Consider the following 24161-nt stretch of genomic DNA (forward strand, 5'->3'; position numbering starts at 1 on the left):
GGGGCTCAACTTCCGTACCGCCGAGGCCGTTCCCGCCAAGCCTCAACCGCACTGCTTCCCTTCCTTCCGCGCCGCGTTTCCGTGAGCGCGAAAGAGGCGTGATTCTATGCACCCGTCGGCAATCGCGCAAGGGGTTTCGCAAAAAATATAAGGCCCCGCACGCTGCCGCGTGCGGGGCCTTATAGGGAAGCGGCCGAACCGCCGTCAGTCCGTGCGTGCCTGGCGCGCGACGATCTCCATATAGTGATCGAGATCCGGTGTCGCCTTGCCTGATTCCTTTGCCGTATCGTCCCAACGGCGCAGACGCAGCGCATCCTCCGCGAACGGGCGCAGCAGGAATGCCGTCGCGTCCTCTTCACTGAAGATGCCGCCCTGCAACGCGAGACTGCGCACCGAGTCCGGCGACAGGCTCTCGAAGTAGCCGGCGTCCGTGCGGCACAGGCAGCGCTTCGCGTCGACGTGCAGCCGGATCGGCTCCAGCACCGCGTCGGAAAACAGCGGCCTCAGGAACGGCAGCACGTAATACTGATGCAGATCGTCGATCCCGCGCGCGCTCGGCGTCTCGCCCCGGCGATTCAGCAGATGCCCGAGGTCGTGCAGGAACGCCGCCGCGACCAGCGGCTCGCCGGCGCCCGCCGCTTCCGCCAGCAAGCCGCTCTGCAACGCATGCTCGAGCTGCGTGACCGGCTCTCCGCTATAGGCCACATGGCCATGCTCGCGATACAGCCCGTGGATCTCCTCCACCGTCAATGCCATACGCTTACTCCCAAGGCAGCGAAAACGTCTTCAGGTTCGTGAAGCTCTTCATCGCCTCCTGGACGCCTTCCTTGTAACCGAGCCCCGAATCCTTGATGCCGCCGAACGGCGACAGCTCGATCCGGTATCCGGGCACCTCCCATACATTCACCGTGCCGACGTTCAGTTCGTTCACGAGCCGCACGACGGCCGCCGTGCTGTCGGTACACACCCCCGACGACAACCCGAACGCCGTTCCGTTGCTGATCCGGATCGCGTCGTCGATCGTATCGAACGTGATCACCGGCGATACGGGCCCGAAGGTCTCCTCGCGCACGATCGTCATCGACGGATCGACGTTGTCGAGCACGGTCGGCGCATACAGCGCGCCGCGCCGCACGTTGCCGGTCAGCAGGCGCGCGCCCTGCGCGACCGCCTCTTCCACGCGCGCCTCGAACAGGCGCGCCGCCGCCTCGTCGATCACCGTGCCCATTTCGTTCGCGGGATCGAACGGGTCGCCGTACGTCCATGCGCGCGTCTTCTCGACCAGCAATTCGGTGAACGCGGGCGCGATCGAACGCTGTACCAGCATCCGCTTGACGGCCGTGCAGCGCTGACCCGAATTCCGGTACGAACCCAGCACCGCCAGCGACGCCGCGCGCTCGAGATCGGCGTCTTCAAGCACGATCAGCGGATCGTTGCCGCCCAGCTCCAGCACGATGCGCCGGTAGCCGGCCCGCGCGGCAATCGCCTTGCCGATCGCCACGCCGCCCGTGAACGTGATCAGCGACGCTTGCGGATGCGTGACGAGCGCGTCCGCGATCTCGGCCGGGTCGCCGGTCAGCACCTGCAGCATCGGCGCCGGCAACCCGGCTTCGTGCAGCAGGTCGGCCAGATAGAACGCCGACAGCGGCACCTTCTCCGACGGCTTCACGATCACGCGGTTGTTGGTCGCGATCGCCGGCGCGATCTTGTGCGCGACCTGGTTCATCGGATGATTGAACGGCGTGATCGCGACGATCACGCCGTCGAGCGGCTGCCGCTGCGAGAACACGCGCCGCGCCTTGCCGTGAGGCGTCAGGTCGCACGAGAAGCTCTGCGCATCGTCGCGCAAGGCCTCGACCGCGGCGAACTTCAGCACATCGGCAACGCGGCCGATCTCGTAGCGGGAATCCTGCTTCGACAACCCCGATTCGAGCGTGATCAGATCGGAGGCTTCCTCGGTGCGCTCGCGCAGCAGCGCGGCTGCCCGTTCGAGAATCTGCGAACGCTCGTAGCGCGTGAGCTTCGGCCGATAGGCCAGCGCGTAATCGAACGCCGCGCGCACGTCGTCGACGCTCGCGAGCGGCGCGGTGCCGACGCGCATGCCCGTATACGGGTCCGTCACGTCGAGCGTACGCTCGCGCATCGCGCGCGTACCGCACCAGCGCAGCGCCTCCGCGCGAAACGCCGGGTGATCGTGTCGGGGATGCGCCATCATGTCGCGACCCGGTTCAGCACGAAATCGAACACGTCGAAATTGCGCGGGCGACGCGCGGGATCGTCCCGCTCGATACGCCGATTGAACAGCAACGGCACTTCCTGCTCCGACACGCCGCCGTGCGAACGCAGCGGCACGGTGAGGCCCGACAGGTCGTGTTCGCGCGCGCGCGTGCCGAGCGTCATGTCGCGGCGGCCGATCACGACGAGATCGCCGATCCGGTCGGCCGGCAGTTCGAATCGTGCGGCGGCTTCCGCGTTGTCGAGCACGAGCTCGACACCGTCGAGGCCGCCGACGCGCCACATCGCCTCGGCGCGGTCGACATCCGGCGCGAGATAGATCGTCGCGAACGAGCCGAGCGCGCCGTGATGCACGACGTACGGATCGGTGATCGGCAGGATCACGCGTGCGGACTGCGCGCCGTACCAGCCGTCGAACGCATCCTGAAGATAGATGACGTTCGGCCGGCCGGTCGCCGGGTCGTGCTTCGCGTTCATCCCGTGATCGGCCGTGAGCCCGATCGCCCAGCCGAGCGCGTCGAGTTGCGCGAGGTAACCGTCCATCATCGCGTAGAACGCGTTCGCGCCCGCGCTGCCCGGCTCGCACTTGTGCTGCACGTAGTCGGTGGTCGACAGGTACATCAGGTCGACCTGCCGCGTCTGCGCGAGCCGCACGCCGGCCGCGAACACGAATTCGGACAACGCCGCGCTGTAGACGTCCGGCGACGGCAGGCCGACCCAGTCGAGCACGTCGACGATGCCGTTTTCCGCGAGATTCGCCTGCGCGGCCTTCTCGGCGGAAAAGCAGATGCCGTGCATCTGCCAGCCGAGCAGCCGGCGCAGCTTGTCCTTCGCCGTCACGACGGCCACCCGCGCGCCGGCGTCGGACGCCGCCGCGAGCAGTGTGCCGGCCCGCAGGTAGGCCGGGTCGTTCATCATCACTTCGGCACCGCGCCCGCCGTCGGCGGCCGGATCCCAGAAATAGTTGCCGCAGATCCCGTGGACCGACGGCGGCACGCCGCAGACGATCGACAGGTTGTTCGGGTTGGTGAAGGTCGGCACGACGCAATCGCCGCGCCAGGCCGTGCCTTCCGCGATCATCCGGCCGATGAACGGCGCGACGCCCGCGTCCACCGCCTTTTCGAGATAGTCGTACTCGCAGCCGTCGACGCAGACGACGACGGTCGGCTCGACCGGCAACCGGTAGCGCCGGCCGTTGACGTCGACCGAGCGGCCCGCGAGATCCGTCGATGCACCGGCCGCCGAAGCGTCACCGGGATGGCGCAATGCGAACGCGGCGTTCATGATGCCGCCCGCGTGCCGCGCGGCACCCGCGCCGCGATCAGCAGCAGCGCCGCGAGCGACGCGCCGAGCATCAGCAACGACAGCGCCGAGGCCGGCAGGTAGTAACCGCGCTCGACCTGCCCGATCACGACGATCGGCACGGTCGCGAAGCCGGGCGGATAGACCGTCAGCGTCGCGCCGAGCTCGCCGAGCGACAGGGCGAAGCCGAGCGCGAGGCTCGCGCGCAGCGCCGGCACGAGCTGCGGCAGCAGCACGCGGCGCAGCACCATCGCGGGCGGCGCACCGAGGCTCGAGGCGGCTTCGCGCAGCACGGTCAACTCCGGACGCAGCGCGGCGGCCGCGCAGCGATAGCAGAACGGCAAGATCAGCGCGAGCTGCACGAGCACGACGATCGCCGCCGAGCTCGACAGGTCGAGCGGCTTCTGGTGATACGCGATCAGCACCGCGAGCCCGAGCACGACGCTCGGCACGCCGTTCGGCACCATCACGAGCGCGTCGACCACCGCGCCGAGGCCGCGCCGGTCGCGCCCTTCGAGCGCAAGCGCGAGCCACAGCCCGAGGATCGTGCCGATCGCCGACACGCCGAAGCCGATTTCGAGGCTCGTCAGCAGCGCGTCGTATTCCGGCGACCCGAGCCGCTCGAACCAGCGCAGGCTGTAGCCGGCCGGCAGGATCGTGCCCGACCATTGCGTCGACACGCTCGACAGCGCGACGACGACGACCGGCAGCACGAACAGCCAGAAGCACGCGAACGCGGCGAGCGCGAGCGCGGCGCGCGTCGCATGCTTGAGCAGCGCGTCGCTCCGGCCGATCCGGTGGCGCGGCACGGCTTGCCCGATACGAAATTCAGCGGACATCGTTCCCTCCCGTCGCACGCCGGTTCACCCGGCGATAAACCGCGTACAGCGCCAGCGACAACGCCAGCATCACGACCGCGCCGGCCGATGCGGTCGGCAGGTCGAGATCGACGGTCGCGCTGCTGTAGATCGCGACCGGCAGCGTGACGAGCCGCGCGCTGCCGAGCACGAGCAGAATGCCGAACTCGTTCAGCGTCAGCAGGAAGCACAGCACGGTGCCGGCGGCAATGCCCGGCCACGCGATCGGCAGCACGACGCGACGCGCGAGCATCCAGCCGGGCGCGCCGAGGCTGCGCGCGGCCTCGATCAGACGCAGGTCGAGCGTCGCGAACGACGCGAGCGTCGGCCGTACGACGAACGGCGTGTAGAACACGGTCTGCGCGAGAATCACGCCGCCGATGCCGAACAGGAAATCGAGCGGCGGGTTCTCGAGATGGAACAGGTGCTGCAGCGCGATGCTGATCGACCCTTGCGAGCCGTACAGGAAGATCAGCGTGAACGCGACGAGAAACGACGGAAACGCGACGTACAACTCCAGGAAGCGCGTGACGAGCGACGCGCCCGGGAACGGCTTGAAGAACAGCAGCGCGGCCAGCAGCACGCCTAGCACCGATGCGGTGCCGGCGCTCGCGAACAGCACGCCGAGCGTCGTCAGCAGCACGCCGCGCGTATCGGGGTTGCCGAAGAAGGTCCGGTACGCTGCGAAACTCAGCCCGTGATCGCCCGACAGGCTCAGCAGCACGAGCCGCACCAGCGGATAGACGACGAGCGGGCCGAGCACGACGATGGCGAGCGCGGCCAGGTGCAGGTCGCCCCTGCGCTTGCGGCGCCGCGCGGCGGCGGCATGCGCGGCGGCCGACGCGAGCACGTGCGGCGGCAGGCCGGCTTCAGGGCTCGATAAGGACGACATCGTCTGCCTCGCAATGCAGGGACACGCGCGCACCGCGCTCGGGGGCCGCGCCGCGGCCGCGTTGCATCGTGACGCGCACGGGCTCGTCGGGCGCCGCGTCGATCACGACCGCGATCGACAGGTCCGCGCCCTGCCATTCGACGGACGACACCGTGCCGTGCAGGCCGCCCGCGGCGGGCGGCATCACGGTCAGGCGCTCGGGGCGCACGCAGGCGACCTTGCCGCGCACTTCGTGGCGCGGATCGCCGAGCGGGAAGATCACGTGCGGCGGCAGCAGGTTCGCCGGGCCGAGATAGCGGGCGACGTAGCCGTCCCGCGGCGCGTCGTACAGCTGCTGCGGCGTGCCGAGCTGCGCGATGCGGCCGTCGCACATCAGAAGCGCGCGGTCGGACAGCACGAGCGCGTCGTCGCGGTCGTGCGTCACGCAGACGACGGTCAGGTTCGGCAGGCGCTCGTGCAGCGCCTTCAGTTCGCTGCGCACCGATGCGCGCAGGTTGGCGTCGAGCGCCGACAGCGGCTCGTCGAGCAGCAGCACGTCCGGCTCGATCACGAGCGCGCGCGCCAGCGCGACGCGCTGCTGCATCCCGCCCGACAGCTGCGCCGGCAGATGATGGCCGGCATCGCCGAGCTGCACGAGCTTCAGCGCGTCGGCAACGCGGCGCGTCACTTCCGACGACGCCATGCCGCGTGCGCGCAGCCCGAATGCGACGTTCTCGAACACCGACAGGTGCGGGAACAGCGCGTAATTCTGGAACAGCAGACCGAGATTGCGCTTGTGCGGCGGCGCATAGGTCAGATCGCGTCCGGCCACGGTCAGCGTGCCGGTCAGGCCATCGGCCTTCACGAACCCGGCGATGAAGCGCAGCAGCGTGGTCTTGCCGCAGCCGCTCTTGCCGAGCACGGTCAGAAATTCGCCGGCACCGATCGACAGCGACAGATCCTCCAGCACCGTGCGTGCGCCGTAGCGCACGCTCAGGTGTTCGATCTGCACGCCGCCCGGCGCGCCGGACCGCAGCGTCGCGCGCGGTTCGGCGGCGCCGAATGCGCCGGGATGGGTCAGGGCGGTTTCCACCGGGTTCATCCTCTTGCTCGCTAATACGGGCGGCGTGCGCCGATCACTTCGGCTTGACGACGTCGAGCGGCTTGCCCGAGCTGCCGATCACGTCCTTCTTCCAGCGCTCGATCCACACCGGCTTCTTCGCCATCACCTGGGTCCAGTCGACCGGGATCAGCTTCACGCCCGCGATCGCCTTCTTGACCGCTTCGCCGTTCTTGCCGGCCAGCGGCACGTCCGTGCGGCCCGGGATGCCGTACATGTCCGGCACCTTCGACTGCACGTCCGTCGACATCAGGTAGTCGATCAGCTTCTTGCCGGCATCCTGGTTCGGGCCGCTCTTGATCAGGCCGATGCCGTACGGGAGCTGGAACGTGGTCGGCTGGTCGCCGTCCTTCGCGGCCAGGAAGATCGGCTTGACGGACAGCGCGCCGTGTTCGGCGTCGTCGAGGTCCATCTGCAGGTCGCCGTTCGCGACGCTGATCTCGTTGCGCGACAGCAGCACGTTCAGATAGCCCGTGCCCTTCGTATGGAACTTCACGCTCTGCGACAGCTTCGCGAGGTAGTCGAATGCCTTGTCCTCGCCCATCAGCGACGTCGTCAGGATCAGCACGGCCATCCCGTCGCCGGCCGTGGCCGGGTTCGAGTACGCGACCTTGCCCGCGTAGGCCGGCGACAGCAGGTCGGCGAACGTCTTCGGCTGGTTCTTCACGACGTCCGGGTTGATCGCGAACGAGAAGTAGTTGTTCACGAACGTCGCCCACGTGCCGTCCTCGGCCTTCGCGATGGCCGGCACGTTCTTGTAGTTCACGCTCTGGTACGCCTGCAGCAGGCCCATCTGGCCGGCCTGCTGGATGAACGGCGGCAGCGTGACGATCACGTCGGCCTTCGGGGAATTCTTCTCGATGTTCGCGCGGTTCACGACCTCGCCGCTGCCCGCCGTCACGATGTTGACCTTGACGCCTTCCTTCTTCTCGAAGGCCGGCAGCACGTCGCGATAGAGGTTCTCGAGGCCGTCCGCCGTGTACAGCACGACCGCGTTGGCCGCCTGCGCCGGCATCGCGGCGCCTTGCAGCAGACCGGCGGCGCAGGCGGCCAGCGCGAGCTTGCGGAACACGCCGGCAGTGGCGCGCGAGGGTTTCTGCAGTGTCATCTCACTTCTCCGTAGGCGGAACACCAAACGGCCGGGGCACGATCCGGCTCTCCTGTTATCTCCGGGCTGGCCGACCGACGGCCTGCCGCGCCGCCGCGCTGCGGTGGGTTGCGCGCGGCAACCAAAGGATCACAGCGTTCGATGACAAACCCGTGACGAATGCCACAATTTCCAAAAAATGACACATTTTGCCAATATCATGCAAGTCATTCAGAAATGCCGCCCGGCATTTCGTTCGACTGCCGCTGGAGAAAAACCATGTCCGATCCGATTCTGCTCACGCCCGGCCCGCTCACCACGTCCGCCACGACACGCCACGCAATGCAACATGACTGGGGCTCGTGGGACGCCGCTTTCAATCGGCTGACGGCCAGCGTCTGCGCCGACCTCGTCGCGATCGCGCAAGGCGGCGACGCGTACGTGTGCGTGCCGATGCAGGGCAGCGGCACGTTATCGGTCGAGGCCGCGCTCGGCACGCTGGTGCCGCGCGACGGCGTCGTGCTCGTGCCCGACAACGGCGCGTATTGCGCGCGGATCCTGAAGATCCTCGGCCGGCTCGGCATCGACGCGATCGCGTTGCCGTTCGGCGAGGACGCGGCCGTCGACGCGGCCGCGGTCGAGGCCGCGTTCGCGCGCGCGCCGCGCATCACGCACGTCGCGCTCGTGCATCTGGAAACGAGCGCCGGGATCCTGAATCCGCTCGATGCGATCGCGGCCGTGTGCCGGCGGCACGGCAAGCGGCTGATCGTCGATGCGATGAGTTCGTTCGGCGCATTGCCGATCGCGCTGGCGGACAGCGGCATCGACGCACTGGTCTCGGCAAGCGGCAAATGCCTCGAAGGGGTGCCGGGGATGGGATTCGCGATCGTGCGGCGCGACGCGCTCGACGCATGCGAAGGCAACTCGCCGTCGCTCGCGCTCGACCTCCACGACCAGTACGCGTACCTGCGCAAGACGGGCCAGTGGCGCTTCACGCCGCCGACGCACGTGATTGCCGCGCTGCGCGCCGCGCTCGACCAGTACCTCGCCGAAGGCGGCCAGCCGGCGCGCGGCGCACGCTACGCGGACAACTGCCGGACGCTGGTCGAATCGATGCACGCGCTCGGCTTCGTGCCGTTCCTCGACGCGCGCGTGCAGGCGCCGGTGATCGTCACGTTCCACGCCCCCGACCATCCGGCCTACGATTTCCGCCGCTTCTACGACGCAGTGCGCGACGCGGGCTTCATCCTGTATCCGGGCAAGCTCACGCAGCGCGAGACGTTCCGCGTCGGCTGCATCGGCGCGATCGACTCGGGCGATATCCGGCGCGCGGTCGCGGCGATCGCGCAAGCCGTCGAATCGCTCGGCATCGCCTTGCAGCGCGCCTGAGCGCAGTGCGCCGGCCGGCACGCCCGCCGGCGCCGCACGCAAAAAAGCCCGGCGGCCGGTGGGCCGCCGGGCTAACGCACCGGATGTGCGTGGAGCCGGTACTTACAGCTCGATCCGCTTGATGTCGCCGACGACGAAGATGTACGACAGCGCACCGACCAGCGCGATCACGCCGATGAACACGAGCGCGCCGACGAACGAGCCGGTCGTCGCGACGATGAAGCCGACGACCAGCGGCGTGATGATGCCCGCGAGGTTCGCCGCGAAGTTGAAGATGCCGCCCGTCACGCCGAGCAGGCCGTCCGGCGCGATGTCCGACACGAGCGTCCAGCCGAGCGCGGCCATCCCCTGCGCGAAGAATGCGACCGACATGATCGCGATCACGGCCTCGTTGCTCTTCACGTAGTTCGCGAGAATGATCGTCGACGCGAGCAGCAGGCCCGCGATGATCGGCAGCTTGCGCGCGAGGTTCGCGGACTTGCCGCGGCGCAGCAGCCAGTCGGAGAAGATCCCGCCGAACATCACGCCGACCGATGCGGCGATGAACGGCATCACCGCGAAGAAGCCGATCTTCAGCCAGCCCATGTGACGCTCGGTGGCGAGGTAGGTCGGGAACCAGGTCAGGAAGAACACGAGCGTCGAGTTGCCGGCGAACTGGCCGAGGCAGATGCCCGCGAGCTGGCGCTTCTTCAGCAACTTGCCGGCCATCGACCAGCTGAACTTCGTCTGCGCGGCCTTGCCGTCCTTGTCGCCGGCCTTGCGCGTACCGTGCACGAGGCCGCCGCCGGCCTCGATATAGGCCAGTTCCGCCGCATTCGCGCCCGGATGGTTGCGCGGCTCGTGATAGAACTTCCACCAGACGAGGCCGAAGGCAATGCCGACCGCGCCGACGACCCAGAACAGCGAGCGCCAGCCGAACGCGCCCATCAGCGCGAACAGCACGGGGCTGAAGAACGCGAGGCCGATGTACTCGCCGACGGTATAGGTGCCCGTCGCCATCGCGCGCTCGTTCTGCGGGAACCACGTCGCGACGACGCGGCTGTTGGTCGGGAAGCACGGCGCTTCCGTCACGCCGAGACCGAGCCGGCAGGCGAGCAGCGTCGCGACGCCCGGCACGAAGCCCTGCAGGAGCGTGCACAGCGACCACAGCGTCATCGACCAGTAATAGGTGATCTTGCTGCCGAAGCGGTCGAGGAACAGGCCGCCGGGAACCTGCATCGCGACATAGGTCCACGAGAACGCGGAGAACATGATGCCCATCACGGCCGCATTGATGCCGAGCTCCTTGGTGAGCTGCGGCGCAGCCACCCCCAGCACGGTACGGTCGAGATAGTTGATCATCGTGCCGATCGCGAGCAACGCGAGGATCTTGTAGCGCGCGGACGTACGCCGGACCGTGCCGGCCGCCTGCGCCGGCGCGGCACTCGTGTGAGTGGTGTGCTGCATGGTTGTCTCCTGGTTTCTCGTTTTGTGAGGGGTCAGCGCGCGACGAGCGACTGAAAGTGATCGAACATTCGCTCGGCGTCGGGCGTGCGTCCGGTAAAGATCTCGAACGCGTCGACGGCCTGGTAGACGGCCATTCCGCCGCCGGGCAGCGTGGCGCAGCCAGCTGCACGCGCGGCGTGGATCAGTTCGGTTTCGAGCGGGAAGTACACGATGTCGGCCACCCACATGCCCGCGTGGAGCAGCTCGGCCGGCAGCGGCAAGCCCGGATGCTTGGCCATGCCGGTCGGCGTGGCGTGGATCAGGCCCGTCGCGGCGCGCATCGCGGCCGCGAGTTCGTCGCCGGACGGCGCGCCGCCCGCCACGACGCGCACGCCGGGGAAGCGCTGCTGCAGTTCGCCCGCGAGCGCGGCGGCGCGCGTGCCGTCGACATCGAAAATCGTCAGTTCGGCCGCGCCCATCTGCAGCGCCGCGTGCGCCACGGCCGCACCGGCACCGCCCGCGCCGAGCTGGACGACGCGATCGAGCTTCGCGCCGGGCAGCCCGCGGCGGAACGATTTCGCGAAGCCCGACCAGTCGGTGTTGTGGCCGATCCGCTTGCCGTCCTTGAACAGCACGGTATTCACCGCGCCGAGCGCGCGCGCGTCGTCCGACAGCGCGTCGAGGTGTTCGATCACGCGCTGCTTGCACGGGTGCGTGATGTTCAGTCCGTTGTAGCCCATCCGCTGCGCGGCATCGAGCAGTTGCGGCAGCGCGTCGGCGGTCACGCCGAGCACGTCGAGATCGATGCGCCGGTAGACGTAGCCGAAGCCCTGGCGGAAGCCTTCTTCCTCATGCATCGCGGGCGACAGCGACCCGCCAATGCCCTGGCCGATCAGGCCGATCAGAAACGACGGGCGGCTCATCGTGCGGCTCCCTGCGCGAACAGCGTCGCGAAGCGCTGCAGCGCGAACACGTAGCCTTCGGTGCCGCAGCCGCAGATCACGGCTTCGGCGATGGCCGACACATACGAATGGTGGCGGAACGCCTCGCGGCGATGCACGTTCGAGATATGCACTTCGATCACCGGTTTCGCAATCGCGGAAAGCGCGTCGGCCAGCGCGACCGACGTGTGCGTATAGGCCGCCGGGTTGATCACGATGCCGTCCGTGTCGACCCGCGCGGCATGCAGCCAGTCGATCAGCTGATGCTCGGCATTCGACTGGCGGAACTCGATCTCCAGCCCGAGCGCCTCGGCTGCCGCACGGCAGCGCTGCTCGACGTCGGCGAGCGTTTCCGCGCCGTAGATATGGGGCTCGCGCGTCCCCAGCAGGTTCAGGTTCGGGCCGTTCAGCACCAATACCTTGGGCTTGCTCATGTGATTTCTGCTCCTGAAAAAGGGACGGACCACGACCGGCACCGCCCCGAAGACATCGGAATTTGGCGCTAGTGTGCGCCCGTGAAAGCGCGCTGTCTTTTCGGGTTTTCGCTAATTTGTACCACCTAGTTAGTTTGTACAATACGGACCACTAGCCCAGTAAATTCGGGATATGGCGCCCATCGGGAACTCAACGACTGGTTCATTCAGGGCCGGTTCGGCCGACGCCATGCCCCGTTCATCCGCAGGAATCGCCATGCAGCGCTCGATCGCCACCGTGTCACTGTCCGGCACGCTCGCCGAGAAACTCGCCGCCATCCAGGCCGCGGGTTTCGACGGCGTCGAAATCTTCGAAAACGACCTCGTCTACTTCGACGGATCGCCGGCCGACGTCCGGCGCATGGCCGCCGATCTCGGTCTCGATATCGTGCTGTTCCAGCCGTTTCGCGACTTCGAGGGCGTCAGCGCGGCCCAGCTCGCGCGCAACCTCGACCGGATCAAGCGCAAGTTCGACGTGATGCATGCGCTCGGCACCGACCGGATCCTCGTCTGCAGCAGCGTGTCGGCCGACACGATCGCGGACGACGGGCTGCTCGTCGACCAGCTCGGCGCGCTCGCCGAGGCCGCGCGGCAGGCCGGCGTGGTCGCCGCGTACGAAGCGCTCGCGTGGGGCCGCGTCGTGAAGCGCTATGGCCATGCGTGGAAACTCGTGAATGCGGTGAACAGCCCGCACCTCGGCCTCGCGCTCGACAGCTTTCACACGCTGTCGCTCGACGATTCGCCGGACGGGATCGCCGACATCCCGGGCGACCGGATCGCGTTCGTGCAGATCGCCGACGCGCCGAAGCTCGCGATGGACGTGCTCGAATGGAGCCGCCACTTCCGCTCGTTCCCCGGCCAGGGCGACTTCGACCTCGCGCGCTTCACCGCGCGGGTGATCGAGTCGGGTTATACGGGGCCGCTGTCGCTCGAGATCTTCAACGACGGCTTCCGCGCGGCGCCGACCGCGATCACGGCCGCCGACGGCCATCGCTCGCTGCTCTATCTGGAAGAACTGACGCGCACGCGGCTCGCGCAGGACGGCCGCGCGCCGGCCGCCGGCCAGCCGCTGTTCGCGCCGCCGGCGCCGCCCGCGCACGTCGGGTTCCAGTTCATCGAATTCGCGGTCGACGCACCGGCGGCGGCGATCGTCGGCGAATGGCTCGGCCGGATGCGCTTCCGGCTCGCCGGCCGGCATCGCTCGAAGGACGTGACGCTGTTCCAGCACGGCGCCGCGTCGATCGTGCTGAACGCCGAGCGCGACTCCTTCGCCGATGCGTTCTTCCAGCAGCACGGGCTGTCGCTGTGCGCGTCGGCGTTCCGCGTCGACGACGCGAAAGTGGCGTTCGAACGCGCGGCCGGCTTCGGTTACGCGCCGTTCTCGGGGCGCGTCGGGCCGAACGAACGCGTGCTGCCGAGCGTGCAGGCGCCCGACGGCAGCCTCGAGTATTTCGTCGACGAAGCACCGAACGCGCCGACGCTGTACGAATCGGACTTCGTGCTGACCGACATCGACGGCCCGAGCGAAGTCGGCCCGCTGACGGGGATCGACCACGTGTGCCTCGCGCTGCCGGCCGACGCGCTCGACACGTGGATCCTGTTCTTCAAGACGGCGTTCGGCTTCGAGGCCGAGCGCAGCTGGCTCGTCCCCGACCCGTACGGACTGATGCGCAGCCGCGCGGTGCGCAGCGCCGACGGCTCGGTGCGGATCGCGCTGAATGCGTCGGTCGACCGTCATACGGCCGTCGCCGAATCGCTCGACCGCTACCACGGCACGGGACTGAACCACGTCGCGTTCCGCACCGACGACATCGTGAAGACGGTCGCCGCGTTCGCGGCCGACGGCGTGCCGTTCCTGCGCATCCCGCCCAATTACTACGACGATCTCGCCGCACGCTATGCGCTGCCGGACGAACTGATCGACACGCTGAGCGCGCACCACCTGCTGTACGACCGCGACGAGCACGGCGGCGAATTCCTGCACGCGTATACGGAACTGGTCGACAACCGCTTCTCGCTCGAAATCGTCGAGCGGCGCGGCGGGTACGACGGCTACGGCGCGACGAACGCGGCCGTGCGGCTCGCCGCGCAGGCCCAGCGCAGGAAATAAGGGAAGGAAGCGAATCGGGCCTCGCGGCCGGACCGCGGATGTCGTCCGCAGGGGATGCAACGGACGGCATCCGGCACGCACCATCGTGGTGAATCAGAGAACCGAGAGCCCGCCCGCGCGGCTCACCGCGATCGGGCCGGAGCCCGCGCCGCGCTTGGCGTTACATCCCGTAACGCGTACCGCAGTGCAGCATTCCGCCGGCCGCCCCGGTTTTAAGAATCGCTTAAGTCTTCGACGGCACCATCCGCAACCAGTACCCGATGGTTATCTCGAAAAGGAGGAAAGCGATGAGCGCCGTAGAAGCACCCGCGGGCCGCCCGGCCGCGCCCCCTGCAAAGAAGACGATGCTGCGCCGCCTGCTCAGTCATCATGAAATCGCGACGCTGCTCGTGCTGCTGCATGCACCGATCGGCGCGAACGCAAAACCCGAACTGCCTGCGCTGCAGGAAGCCGGCCTGGTCGAGATGGTCAAGCTCGACCCCGATACGGCCCCGAGCTTCCGGCTGACCGAAGACGGCACGGCCGTCCTGAAAGGGCTCGGCTACCGCTGAGCGGCCGTTCTCACGGCTTCCCCGTTTCTCCGTTTCTCCGTTTCTCCGTTTCTCCGTTTCTCCGTTTCTCCGTTTCTCCGTTTCTCCGTTTCTCCGTTTCTCCGTTTCTCCGTTTCTCCGTTTCTCCGTTTCTCCGTTTACCCCGCATTCCCCGCCACACCCCGATCCCTGCGATTCGCCGGCCCGGCCGGCGAATCGCGTCAACCCGCCCGCTCCTGCAGCATCAACCGGTATTCCGTCGGCGTGACGCCGACCGTCGCCTTGAACTGGCGCGTGAACGCGCTGTGATCCGTATAGCCGCATAGCGCGGCGACGTCGGTGACCTTGTCGTGCGTGACGAGCAGCGCGGTGGCCGCATCGAGCCGCGTCTTCAGCAGCACCTGGCGCGGCGTCAGGTGAAACACCTTGTGGAAGTAGCGTTCGAGCTGCGCGACCGACATCCCGGCCATCTGCGCGAGCTGCTTCAGGTTCAGCGGCTGCACGTAGTGATCCTGGATGTGCTGGACCACGTCGGCGAGCCGGCTGTACGCCGGGTGCGATCCCTCGTGCGCCTTCAGGTCGCGCGAGATGCCCGCGAGGCCGACCACCCTGCCCGCGGCGTCGCGCAGCGGTTCCTTGCAGGTCAGGCACCAGCCCGGCTGGCGGCCCGGATACAGGTGCAGCTCGAGCTGGTCCATCAGTTGCTGGCCGGCGTTGATCGTCGCCATGTCCTGCTCGAAATAGCTGCGGCCGAAGCGGCGCGGAAACACCTCGTCGGCGGTCTTGCCGAGCAGGTCGCGCTTGTCCTTGTAGCCGCAGCGCATCGCCAGCGTGCGATTGACGATCGCGTAACGGCCGCTCGCGTCCTTCACGAAGAACGCGACGTCCGGCAGCGCATCGAACACCGGTTCGAGCAGGCGGAAGTGCGCGAGCATCGCGCCGAGATCGGCGTTGTCGGGCTGGTAGCGCAGCGTTTCGGACGGGCTCATGGGCGGTACGGCAAGCAAGGTCGTCATCCCGGCAACCGCGAAGCGAGTGGCAGATGGCGTCGATTATAGAAGCGCCCCTTCGATCGCGTCGCGCCGAGCGCGGGGCAGGCTGGTTGGCGGCGGGCGGCCGCATCGCGGTCGAGCGCTATCGGCCAGCGATACAAGTTGCGCACGCAACCACTGTGGCAGGTGTGCACGACCGGCTGCGATCACGATTCCCGTGCCGCCGGCATGCCGTACGACACCCGCGGCAACGCATACCCGGAACCGCCATCCTAAAAATGCGGACGGCCCGCGTCTTGGCGCGTTTGCGCATTCACCATGACGATTTCAGCATATATCAGGGTTATCGACGATATGCCGATATCGTCGCCGGTCACGCATCGAACGCGCAAGACGCCCGCATTTTCGCTATCTAGACTTGCTTCACGGTCACGAGACGACATCCCGCCGCTGCGGCAATCGGCACGCACGGCCCGCCGCATCCACCGTCGCGCACGCCGATTCCGGCACAGCACGGGCAGCCCGCGGCAGGCCTGCACGGCCCTCGCATCGGCCTGCCGACCGAACCGTCTCGCCCGGTTTACCGGCGCCGGCACGCATGCCGGCGGCGGCCCAACCACGCCATCAAGGGGAAGTGAAAGTGAAGCTGAAGGTATCGCACGTCGCGCTGGCCGCCGCCTGCGCACTGTCGGGCGCGCACGCCGGCGCCGCCGACGTCGTCAAGATCGGTTTCGCCGCACCGCTGACCGGCCCGCAGTCGAATTACGGCACGGACATGCAGAAAGGCGTGCAGCTTGCGATCGCCGATTTCAACGCGACGCATCCGACGATCGGCGGCAAGCCCGTCACGTTCCAGCTCGACTCGCAGGACGACCAGGCCGACCCGCGCACCGGCACGACCGTCGCGCAGCGGCTGATCGACGACAACGTCCGCGGGATCATCGGCCACTTCAACTCGGGCACCAGCATTCCGGCCTCCGACCTGTACGATCGCGCGGGCCTGCCGCAGATCTCGATGGCGACGTCGCCGCAATACACGGCGCGCGGCTACAAGACGACCTACCGGCTGCTGACGAGCGACGCGCAGGCCGGCCGCATCGTCGGCACCTACGCGGTGAAGACGCTGCGCTTCAAGCGCATCGCGATCATCGACGACCGCACGGCCTACGGCCAGGGCATCGCCGACGAATTCGCGAAGGCCGTGGAAGCGGCGGGCGGCACGATCGTCAAGCGCGACTTCACGAACGACAAGGCGCTCGATTTCTCCGCGATCCTGACCAACCTGAAGGGGATGAATCCCGACGCGATCTTCTACGGCGGCGGCGACGCGCAATCGTCGCCGATGATCCGCAAGATGCGTCAGCTCGGGATGAAGTCGGCCTTCGTGACGGGCGAGATGTCGCGCTCGCCGACGTTCCTGAAGGTCGGCGGCGACGCGGCCGAAGGCGCGATCGTCTACATGGGCGGGCTGCCGAAGGAAAAGATGCCGGGCTTCTCGGGCTACGCGACACGCTACAAGGCACGCTTCAACGAAGACGTGATCACCTACTCGCCCTACTCGTACGACGGCACGATCGCGCTGCTCACCGCGATGAAGGACGCGAACTCGACCGATCCGAAGGTGTACACGCCGTATCTCGGCAAGGTGTCGGTCAAGGGCGTGTCGGCCCCGAGCATCGCGTACGACGCGAAGGGCGACCTGAAGGACGCGCCGGTCACGATCTACAAGGTCGAGCACGGCACGTTCAAGCCGGTCGATACGATCGCCGGCAACTGAAGCGGCCGACCCGCACGCTCCCTTCCGCGCGGCGCGGCGGCTCACCCGCCGCGCGCGCCGCGCACGCTTCGGCCGCACGGCCCGAAGCCGCCCTCGACGCGCGCCCGCGTGCAGGCATTTCGCGCTCCTGTAGAATCCCCCCACCCGCTTTGACGCCTCGTCTCCGCCGTGCCCCATCCCGGTGCGGCGGTGCGTGTTTCGTGCCTTACCCGGCATGCGGCACGCTTCGACGACGCCAGCCGCGCCTTGTCAGTCCATGCCGATAGCGGGCCCTGGAGACGCAGCACCGACAACAACATTCGAAAACCGACCGTCCTGACCATGCAAGCTTCCGAATTGAGCGGCGTGCCTCGCGCCGCCGAACGCGCGCTCACGCGCAGCGACTACAAGACCCTTGGCCTTGCCGCACTCGGCGGCGCCCTCGAGTTCTACGACTTCATCATCTTCGTGTTCTTCGCGCCGGCGATAGGACAGCTCTTCTTCCCGCACGACATTCCCGACTGGCTGCGCCAGTTGCAGACGTTCGGCATCTTCGCGGCCGGCTATCTCGCGCGCCCGCTCGGCGGCGTGATCATGGCGCACTTCGGCGACCTGTTCGGCCGCAAGCGGATGTTCACGCTGAGCGTGCTGATGATGTCGGTGCCGACGCTGCTGATGGGCCTGCTGCCGACCTACGACACGATCGGCATCCTCGCGCCGGTGTTGCTGCTGCTGTTCCGCGTGCTGCAGGGCGCGGCGGTCGGCGGCGAAGTGCCGGGCGCATGGGTGTTCGTGTCCGAGCACGTGCCGTCGCGCCACATCGGCTATGCGTGCGGCACGCTGACCGCGGGCCTCACGGCCGGCATCCTGCTCGGCTCGCTGGTCGCGGCCGGCATCAACACCCGCTACTCGACGGCGGAAGTCGCCGCGTTCGCGTGGCGCATTCCGTTCCTGCTGGGCGGCGTGTTCGGGCTGTTCTCCGTGTACCTGCGCCGCTGGCTGCACGAAACGCCGGTGTTCGCCGAAATGAAGGCGAAAAAGGCGCTCGCGGCCGAGATTCCGCTGAAGGCCGTGCTGCGCGACCACGGCCGCGCGGTGATCGTGTCGATGCTGCTCACGTGGATGCTGTCGGCCGCGATCGTCGTCGTGATCCTGATGACGCCCGCGCTGCTGCAGAAGCAGTTCCACCTGACGCCCGCGACGACGCTGTTCGCGAACAGCGTCGCGACGCTGTGCCTGACGGCCGGCTGCATCACCGCGGGGTCGCTCGCGGGCTGGATCGGCGCGAAGCGCGTGCTCGCGATCGGCGGCATCGGACTGGCCGCGTGCTACTACCTGCTGTTCGCACAGGTCGCGGCCGACACGTCGACGCTGCCGCTCTACTACGGCATCGCGGGCTTCATGGTCGGCACGATCGGCGCGGTGCCGTTCGTGATGGTCAAGAGCTTCCCGGCCGTCGTGCGCTTCTCGGGCATCTCGTTCTCGTACAACGTCGCGTACGCGATCTTCGGCGGCCTCACGCCGGTGATCGTGTCGCTGATGATGAAGTCGAACCCGCTCGCGCCGGTCGTGTACGTCGCGGCGATCTGCGTGCTCGGCGCGATCGCCGTGCAGTTCTCGAAGGATGCGAAGGACGTGAAGGACGCGCGCTGAACGTCGGCGCGCAAGCGCCGGTTTCATGCGGAAAGGGCCGAATCCCGCGACGTGCGGGATTCGGCCCTTTTGACTTGGTGCGGACTTGGTGCGGCGCGACGCCGCGGATCGATTCAGTTCAACGCAGCACGCCGTACGACGAACTCGGGCGGCGCAGCGCGTCGATGCTCGCGCCGCCGGCGCCGGTGACGAACAGCAGCAGGAAACCGCCGGCGATCGCGACGTTCTTCCAGAAGTGGATCACCATGTCGTGCTGGACGGCGGCATTCGTCGCGTCCCAGAAATTATGCCCGACCATCGCGGTCGCGATCGTGTAGACCGCCATCAGCAGCGCGAGCGGCCGCACCTTGTAGCCGACGATCAGCAGCAGGCCGCCCAGCCCCTCGATCGCGACGACGATCGGCGCGACGACCTGTTGATAGGGCACGTTCATCGCATGCAGATACGCGATGAAATCACCGTAGCCGAGCAGCTTCATGATGCCGCCCCACAAAAACAACGCCGCCAGCGCCAGGCGTGCGAAAAAAATGACGCCGGAATCGACGGAACGCGTCATGCCTTTCTCCTCGTATGCAATTCGGCCGTCCGCACGGGCGCGCCCATGCGGCTCGGGAGCGCCGCGCGGCCCTGCGGGGCGCGCGGCAAATGGGCCAGCATAGAGGGTCTTTCCGCGGTGTCCAAGAAAAAGGTTGTAGCAAATCTTTACACTGCGGCCGCGGCACCGGCAGCCCGGCGCATCGAAAAACGCGTTTAGCCGGCGTCGCTCAACAGCACGCCTTTCTTGAAGATGAAGCAGCCGTAGCCGCGCAGCTCGCCGGTGACGATCACCGCGTACGTCTGCTGCGCGCGCTCGTAGAACGCGAAACGCTCGACGCCGGTCAGCGGCACCGCGCGCCCTTCCGCGCGGTCGATCTCGGCCTGCACTTCGCGCTGCACGGGCGGCACCGCGGCCGCGTCGCCGACGACTTCCATCCGCCACGCGGGCGTGTCGACGAACGTATCGAGCGGCAGCACCGACAGCACCGCGCGCACGACGCGCGCCGAATCGGCGCCGTCGATCCGCAGCGCGCGGCCGACCACGGTGTGCTCCGCGACGGATTCCGCCGGGAAATTCGCATCGCAGATCGCGATTTCGTCACCATGGCCCATCGCGCGCAGCGTGTGCAGGATGTCGGCGTGCAGCAGCGGGTCGAGATTCTTCAGCATGTCGGCTAGTCTCCGGGATCGGGAAGGAACCGCGTAACGTTACCCGATCCCGGCGGCCGCTGCGCATGCATCGCCCGCATTACGACGCCGCGGCCGGCATTTCGTCGATGAAACCCGTGACCGATGCGAGGCGGCCCGACGCGTCGACGGTGCCGAAGTCCGAACCCTTCACGATCGCCGCGCCGTCGGGCGACACGAGCGCCCACGAGAACCGCAGGTGCCGGCCGAAGCCGTCGACGTCGGTCGTGCGGCGGAAGCGGCAGGCGGGAAAGCGTTCCTGCACCGCCGCGATCATCGTGTCGATGCCCGCGTGGCCGTCGCCGCTCATCAGCGGATCGCGATACGCCGCGTCGCTCGCGTAGGTCGCATCGATCAGCGCGCGGCGGCGTGCGACGTCGGGTTCGTTCCATGCGTCGATGTAGCGGTCGATCAGGCCGGTGTGAACGGACGCAGCGGATCGGGCGGTGTTCATGGCAAGACTCCTGGTGTCGATGAAGGGACGATGTCGCGAACGTTTCGTGTCCGCGTGCCGCCATCGTCGCCGGACGCGCGCGGGCGGTCGATTACGCGGGAGGTAAGGAAATCGCGCCGGCCGCGACCGGCGTGCCCGCGCGGCCCCCAACGAAAACGGGCGCCCGAAGGCGCCCGCGTCGGCGTGCCGCCACGTTCGCGCGCATCAGGTCACCGGCGCCGGATTGAACAGCGTCAGCGCATTCGCGAGCTTCCACTGCTCGGCCCACGTGCGGCGCTTGCCGCTCGCGACGTCGAGCATCAGCCGGAACAACGCCCAGCCGGTGTCCTCGATCGTCGCCGCGCCGGTCGCGATCTGCCCCGCGTCGAGATCCATCAGGTCGTGCCAGCGGCGCGCGAGATCGCTGCGCGTCGCGACCTTGATCACCGGCACCTGCGCGAGGCCGTACGGCGTGCCGCGGCCGGTCGTGAAGATGTGCAGGTTCATCCCGGCCGCGAGCTGCAGCGTGCCGCAGATGAAATCGCTCGCGGGCGTCGCCGCGTACAGCAGCCCCTTCTGCCGCGCGCGATCGCCGGGACGCACGACGCCGGCGATCGGCGCGCTGCCCGACTTCACGATCGACCCCATCGCCTTCTCGACGATGTTCGACAGGCCGCCCTTCTTGTTGCCGGGCGTCGTGTTCGCGCTGCGGTCGACGCGGCCGCGCTGCAGGTAGCGGTCGTACCAGTCCATCTCGCGGATGATCTCGCGCGCCACCGCTTCGTTCGCCGCGCGCGACGTGAGCTGCGCGACGCCGTCGCGGACTTCGGTCACTTCCGAGAACATGATCGTCGCGCCGGCGCGCACCAGCAGGTCGGCCGCGAAGCCCACGGCCGGGTTCGCGGTGAGCCCCGAGAACGCGTCGCTGCCGCCGCACTGCACGCCGACGACGAGATCCGACGCCGGGCACGTCTCGCGGCGGCGGCGGTTCAACCGCTCGAGATGCGCTTCGGCCATCTTCATGATCGAGTCGATCATCGAGTTGAAGCCGACGTGCGCGGCGTCCTGCAGGCATACGACGCCGCCGTTGCCGGCCGTGCCGTCGGCGGTCACCGGAATCGCGCCGGGCGGCAGCAGGCGCTCGGGCTGCAGCTTCTCGCAGCCGAGGCTCACGGTCATCACTTCGCCGCCGAAATTCGGATTCAGGCTGATGTTGCGCAGCGTGCGGATCGGGATGTCGGCGTCGGGGGCGTCGATCGCGACGCCGCAGCCGTACGTGTGTTCGAGCCCGACCACGTCGTCGACGTTCGGGTAGCGCGGCAGCAGTTCGTCCTTGATCCGCTTCACCGCATGCTCGACGACGCCCGACACGCACTGCACGGTCGTCGTGATCGCCAGGATGTTGCGCGTGCCGACCGAGCCGTCGGCATTGCGGAAACCCTCGAACGTATAGCCTTCGAGCGGCTCGAGCGGCGGCGCGGCACGCGTCGCGAGCGGCAGGTCGTCGAGCCCCGGCGGCTCGGGCATGCGCATCGTGCGCTCGTTGACCCAGCTGCCGCGCCGCAGGTCCGTCAGCGCATAGCCGATCACCACGTTGTAGCGGACGACCGGATCGCCGGCCGCGAGATCGACGAGCGCGACCTTGTGCCCCTGCGGCACGCCTTCGCACAGCGTCAGCCCGTCGGCGAACGTCGCGCCTTCGGGCAGGCCGCCGTCGTTGACGACGATCGCGACGTTGTCGGCCGGATGCACGCGGATGTAGAGAGGGGAAGCAGTCATTGCAATTCCTGAAGGCTATCGGCGATATCGTTAGTCATCATACGACATTCAACCTCAACCCGCGATGCTGCGTAAACCCTGATCCGGAAAGACCCTGACCTTGAACGGCCAGCAAACCGCTTGCGCCACCTTTTCCGTCGTTGTACGATGACATACAACGACATCGCCAATTCGGCTCGCATGCCGTTTCCCGACGAACCCAGCACTCGCGCTAGACGGACGACCCAATCATGACTTCACCGCAAGAACTCAAACAGATCATCTCCCACGGCCTGCTGTCGTTTCCGCTGACGGATTTCGACGCCGGCGGCAACTTCCGTCCGTCCACCTACGCCGAGCGCCTGGAGTGGCTGGCGCCGTACGGCGCGAGCGCGCTGTTCGCGGCGGGCGGCACCGGCGAATTCTTCTCGCTCACGCAGCGCGAGTATTCGGACGTGATCCGCGTCGCGACGGAAACCTGCAAGGGCAAGGTGCCGATCCTCGCCGGCGCGGGTGGCGCCACGCGCGTCGCGATCGAGTACGCGCAGGAAGCCGAGCGCCTCGGCGCGAGCGGCGTGCTGCTGATGCCGCATTACCTGACCGAAGCGAGCCAGGAAGGGATCGCCGACCACGTCGAGCAGGTGTGCCGCGCGCTGAAGATCGGCGTCGTGGTGTACAACCGCGCGAATTCGAAGCTGAACGCCGACATGCTCGAGCGCCTCGCCGACCGTTGCCCGAACCTGATCGGCTTCAAGGACGGCGTCGGCGAGATCGAGAGCATGGTCACGATCCGCCGCCGCCTCGGCGACCGCTTCGCGTACCTCGGCGGCCTGCCGACGGCCGAAGTCTATGCGGCCGCGTACAAGGCGCTCGGCGTGCCGGTGTACTCGTCAGCCGTGTTCAACTTCATCCCGAAGACGGCGATGGAATTCTACGAGGCGATCGCGAAGGACGACCACGCGACGGTCGGCCGCCTGATCGACGCATTCTTCCTGCCGTACCTGAAGATCCGCAACCGCCGCGCCGGTTATGCGGTCAGCATCGTGAAGGCTGGCGCAAGGCTCGTCGGCCATGACGCGGGCCCGGTGCGTGCGCCGCTCGTCGACCTCACCGAGGCGGAAGCCGCCGAGCTCGACGTGCTGATCAAGAAGACGGGCCCGCAGTAAGCGGCGGTCGCCGGCGGCGCGGGCCTTCATCGGCGCCGCGGCCGGCACGCCTGCATCGTGGCCGGCACGCGCCGGCCGCGATCGTTCGTTGCCCTTCCTTTCCGTGACGATGCACGCATCCACCGCGATGCGTGCCGCCGTCACATCTGCGCGATGATCCCGACGATCCGGTAGCGCACGTTCCCCAGCTTGACCCGCGTCGCCTCGATCTGCCCCGGTGTGCCCGCGCGGGCGCGCGCATTCGATTCGCCGCCGAGGATCTGCCCGAGCACGTCGCGGTCGACGACCGCATCGAAGAACCGGCCGACCGTGATCGTCGCCGACTGCTTCGCGGTCGCGAGCTGGCTGTTCGCCTGCATCAGCGCGTCGGTACGCAGGTTCGGGTCGCGCTCGTCGATGCTGCGCCGGTACTGGAGCGCGAACACCAGCGCTTCCATGTCCTGCCGGAAACGGCGAACGGCCTGCCCGAACACGAGCGAATGGGCGTCGGCACCCGTGACGAGCCGCCCCTGGTTGATCGTCACGTCGAATTCGCTGCCGCCGAGGTCGCGCTGGAATTCCTGCAGCGCGTTCGCGAGCACACGCCCTTCGCTGTACTGGCCGATCTGGGTGCGCACGGATTTCGCGACGTCGCCGATCGCTTTCCACAATCCGGCCGCGAACAGGTGATCGCCACGCTTGTTGATGTTCATGGAGGGTTCCCTCGTTGTCTTTTGTCGGTCTCTCAGGCTCGCCCGCGGGCCGGGCGGCCCGAGGCACCGGTACTGTAGGAGAAATTCGGGAAACGCGGAAGACACCACGAAAAAAGCGGAGGCGACCCGTCGGCCGCCTCCGCTTTC

General features: G+C 68.0%; 22 protein-coding genes. 6 read left to right on the forward strand and 16 right to left on the reverse strand.

Annotated elements, in window-relative coordinates:
* Window positions 1–204 precede the first annotated feature (204 nt).
* The 7 genes from AC0KUR_RS11415 to phnS are packed head-to-tail and all read right to left on the reverse strand — an operon-like array spanning window position 205 to window position 7493.
* Window positions 205–756: a phosphonate degradation HD-domain oxygenase gene (locus AC0KUR_RS11415; protein ID WP_473375910.1), complete on the reverse strand. Its 552-nt coding sequence runs from the start codon at window positions 754–756 to the stop codon at window positions 205–207.
* A 4-nt stretch (window positions 757–760) separates the two neighbouring features.
* Complete coding sequence (phnY, locus tag AC0KUR_RS11420; RefSeq protein WP_473375911.1) at window positions 761–2215, reverse strand: phosphonoacetaldehyde dehydrogenase; 1455 nt, start codon at window positions 2213–2215, stop codon at window positions 761–763.
* Complete coding sequence (gene phnA, locus AC0KUR_RS11425) at window positions 2212–3519, reverse strand: phosphonoacetate hydrolase (protein ID WP_059558909.1); 1308 nt, start codon at window positions 3517–3519, stop codon at window positions 2212–2214. The genes phnY and phnA overlap by 4 nt, the downstream gene beginning before the upstream one ends.
* Window positions 3516–4376, reverse strand: coding sequence for a 2-aminoethylphosphonate ABC transport system, membrane component PhnV (gene phnV / locus AC0KUR_RS11430; RefSeq protein WP_034187832.1), 861 nt, complete (start codon window positions 4374–4376; stop codon window positions 3516–3518). The genes phnA and phnV overlap by 4 nt, the downstream gene beginning before the upstream one ends.
* Window positions 4366–5286, reverse strand: coding sequence for a 2-aminoethylphosphonate ABC transporter permease subunit (phnU, locus tag AC0KUR_RS11435; protein WP_034187831.1), 921 nt, complete (start codon window positions 5284–5286; stop codon window positions 4366–4368). Before phnU ends, phnV begins: the two co-directional genes overlap by 11 nt.
* Entirely contained in the window at window positions 5264–6367 is a 1104-nt protein-coding gene (phnT, locus tag AC0KUR_RS11440; RefSeq protein WP_473375912.1) for a 2-aminoethylphosphonate ABC transport system ATP-binding subunit PhnT, read from the reverse strand. The genes phnU and phnT overlap by 23 nt, the downstream gene beginning before the upstream one ends.
* Before the next feature lie 34 nt (window positions 6368–6401).
* Entirely contained in the window at window positions 6402–7493 is a 1092-nt protein-coding gene (gene phnS, locus AC0KUR_RS11445) for a 2-aminoethylphosphonate ABC transporter substrate-binding protein (RefSeq protein WP_301741413.1), read from the reverse strand.
* A gap of 258 nt (window positions 7494–7751) precedes the next feature.
* Here phnS and AC0KUR_RS11450 point away from each other — a divergent pair, with 258 nt between their 5' ends.
* On the forward strand, window positions 7752–8861 hold the full coding sequence (locus tag AC0KUR_RS11450) for a 2-aminoethylphosphonate--pyruvate transaminase (protein ID WP_473375913.1): 1110 nt from the start codon (window positions 7752–7754) through the stop codon (window positions 8859–8861).
* A gap of 102 nt (window positions 8862–8963) precedes the next feature.
* On the opposite strand, the gene AC0KUR_RS11455 is transcribed toward AC0KUR_RS11450, so the two are convergent.
* From AC0KUR_RS11455 to aroQ, 3 genes are read right to left on the reverse strand one after another with little or no spacing between them, the layout of a single operon-like run.
* Window positions 8964–10307: an MFS transporter gene (locus AC0KUR_RS11455; protein WP_034187827.1), complete on the reverse strand. Its 1344-nt coding sequence runs from the start codon at window positions 10305–10307 to the stop codon at window positions 8964–8966.
* Between the two features lie 32 nt (window positions 10308–10339).
* Entirely contained in the window at window positions 10340–11209 is an 870-nt protein-coding gene (locus tag AC0KUR_RS11460) for a shikimate dehydrogenase (RefSeq protein WP_473375914.1), read from the reverse strand.
* Entirely contained in the window at window positions 11206–11661 is a 456-nt protein-coding gene (aroQ, locus tag AC0KUR_RS11465; RefSeq protein ID WP_034187825.1) for a type II 3-dehydroquinate dehydratase, read from the reverse strand. Before aroQ ends, AC0KUR_RS11460 begins: the two co-directional genes overlap by 4 nt.
* 256 nt (window positions 11662–11917) lie before the next feature.
* On the opposite strand from aroQ, the gene AC0KUR_RS11470 reads away from it, so the two are divergent.
* Window positions 11918–13810 carry a bifunctional sugar phosphate isomerase/epimerase/4-hydroxyphenylpyruvate dioxygenase family protein gene (locus tag AC0KUR_RS11470; protein WP_034187824.1) on the forward strand — a complete coding sequence of 631 codons (1893 nt, stop codon included), beginning with the start codon at window positions 11918–11920 and terminating at the stop codon, window positions 13808–13810.
* Between the two features lie 287 nt (window positions 13811–14097).
* Window positions 14098–14361: a hypothetical protein gene (locus AC0KUR_RS11475; protein ID WP_006489463.1), complete on the forward strand. Its 264-nt coding sequence runs from the start codon at window positions 14098–14100 to the stop codon at window positions 14359–14361.
* Window positions 14362–14561: 200 nt separating this feature from the next.
* On the opposite strand, the gene AC0KUR_RS11480 is transcribed toward AC0KUR_RS11475, so the two are convergent.
* Window positions 14562–15356 (reverse strand): AraC family transcriptional regulator, encoded by a 795-nt coding sequence (locus AC0KUR_RS11480; protein ID WP_049028981.1) that lies wholly within the window; start codon window positions 15354–15356, stop codon window positions 14562–14564.
* Window positions 15357–15930: 574 nt separating this feature from the next.
* On the opposite strand from AC0KUR_RS11480, the gene AC0KUR_RS11485 reads away from it, so the two are divergent.
* Entirely contained in the window at window positions 15931–17109 is a 1179-nt protein-coding gene (locus AC0KUR_RS11485; RefSeq protein WP_059558927.1) for a branched-chain amino acid ABC transporter substrate-binding protein, read from the forward strand.
* Window positions 17110–17430: 321 nt separating this feature from the next.
* Window positions 17431–18741, forward strand: a complete 1311-nt coding sequence (locus tag AC0KUR_RS11490) for an MFS transporter (RefSeq protein WP_034187822.1) — start codon at window positions 17431–17433, stop codon at window positions 18739–18741.
* 118 nt (window positions 18742–18859) lie between these two features.
* Here the strand turns inward: AC0KUR_RS11490 and AC0KUR_RS11495 are convergent, their stop codons facing one another.
* From AC0KUR_RS11495 to garD, 4 genes are all read right to left on the reverse strand, one after another.
* Entirely contained in the window at window positions 18860–19297 is a 438-nt protein-coding gene (locus AC0KUR_RS11495) for a DoxX family protein (RefSeq protein ID WP_049028982.1), read from the reverse strand.
* A gap of 194 nt (window positions 19298–19491) precedes the next feature.
* On the reverse strand, window positions 19492–19947 hold the full coding sequence (locus AC0KUR_RS11500) for an RbsD/FucU family protein (RefSeq protein WP_034187820.1): 456 nt from the start codon (window positions 19945–19947) through the stop codon (window positions 19492–19494).
* A 79-nt stretch (window positions 19948–20026) separates the two neighbouring features.
* Window positions 20027–20419 carry a nuclear transport factor 2 family protein gene (locus tag AC0KUR_RS11505; RefSeq protein ID WP_034187819.1) on the reverse strand — a complete coding sequence of 131 codons (393 nt, stop codon included), beginning with the start codon at window positions 20417–20419 and terminating at the stop codon, window positions 20027–20029.
* 204 nt (window positions 20420–20623) lie between these two features.
* Window positions 20624–22177: a galactarate dehydratase gene (gene garD, locus AC0KUR_RS11510; RefSeq protein ID WP_049028983.1), complete on the reverse strand. Its 1554-nt coding sequence runs from the start codon at window positions 22175–22177 to the stop codon at window positions 20624–20626.
* A gap of 230 nt (window positions 22178–22407) precedes the next feature.
* Here garD and kdgD point away from each other — a divergent pair, with 230 nt between their 5' ends.
* Entirely contained in the window at window positions 22408–23322 is a 915-nt protein-coding gene (gene kdgD, locus AC0KUR_RS11515; RefSeq protein WP_473375915.1) for a 5-dehydro-4-deoxyglucarate dehydratase, read from the forward strand.
* A gap of 140 nt (window positions 23323–23462) precedes the next feature.
* Here kdgD and AC0KUR_RS11520 read toward each other — a convergent pair whose 3' ends face one another.
* Window positions 23463–24014, reverse strand: coding sequence for a hypothetical protein (locus tag AC0KUR_RS11520; protein ID WP_034187816.1), 552 nt, complete (start codon window positions 24012–24014; stop codon window positions 23463–23465).
* Between the last annotated feature and the right edge of the window lie 147 nt (window positions 24015–24161).

Source organism: Burkholderia sp. YHN3-13 (assembly GCF_055810675.1).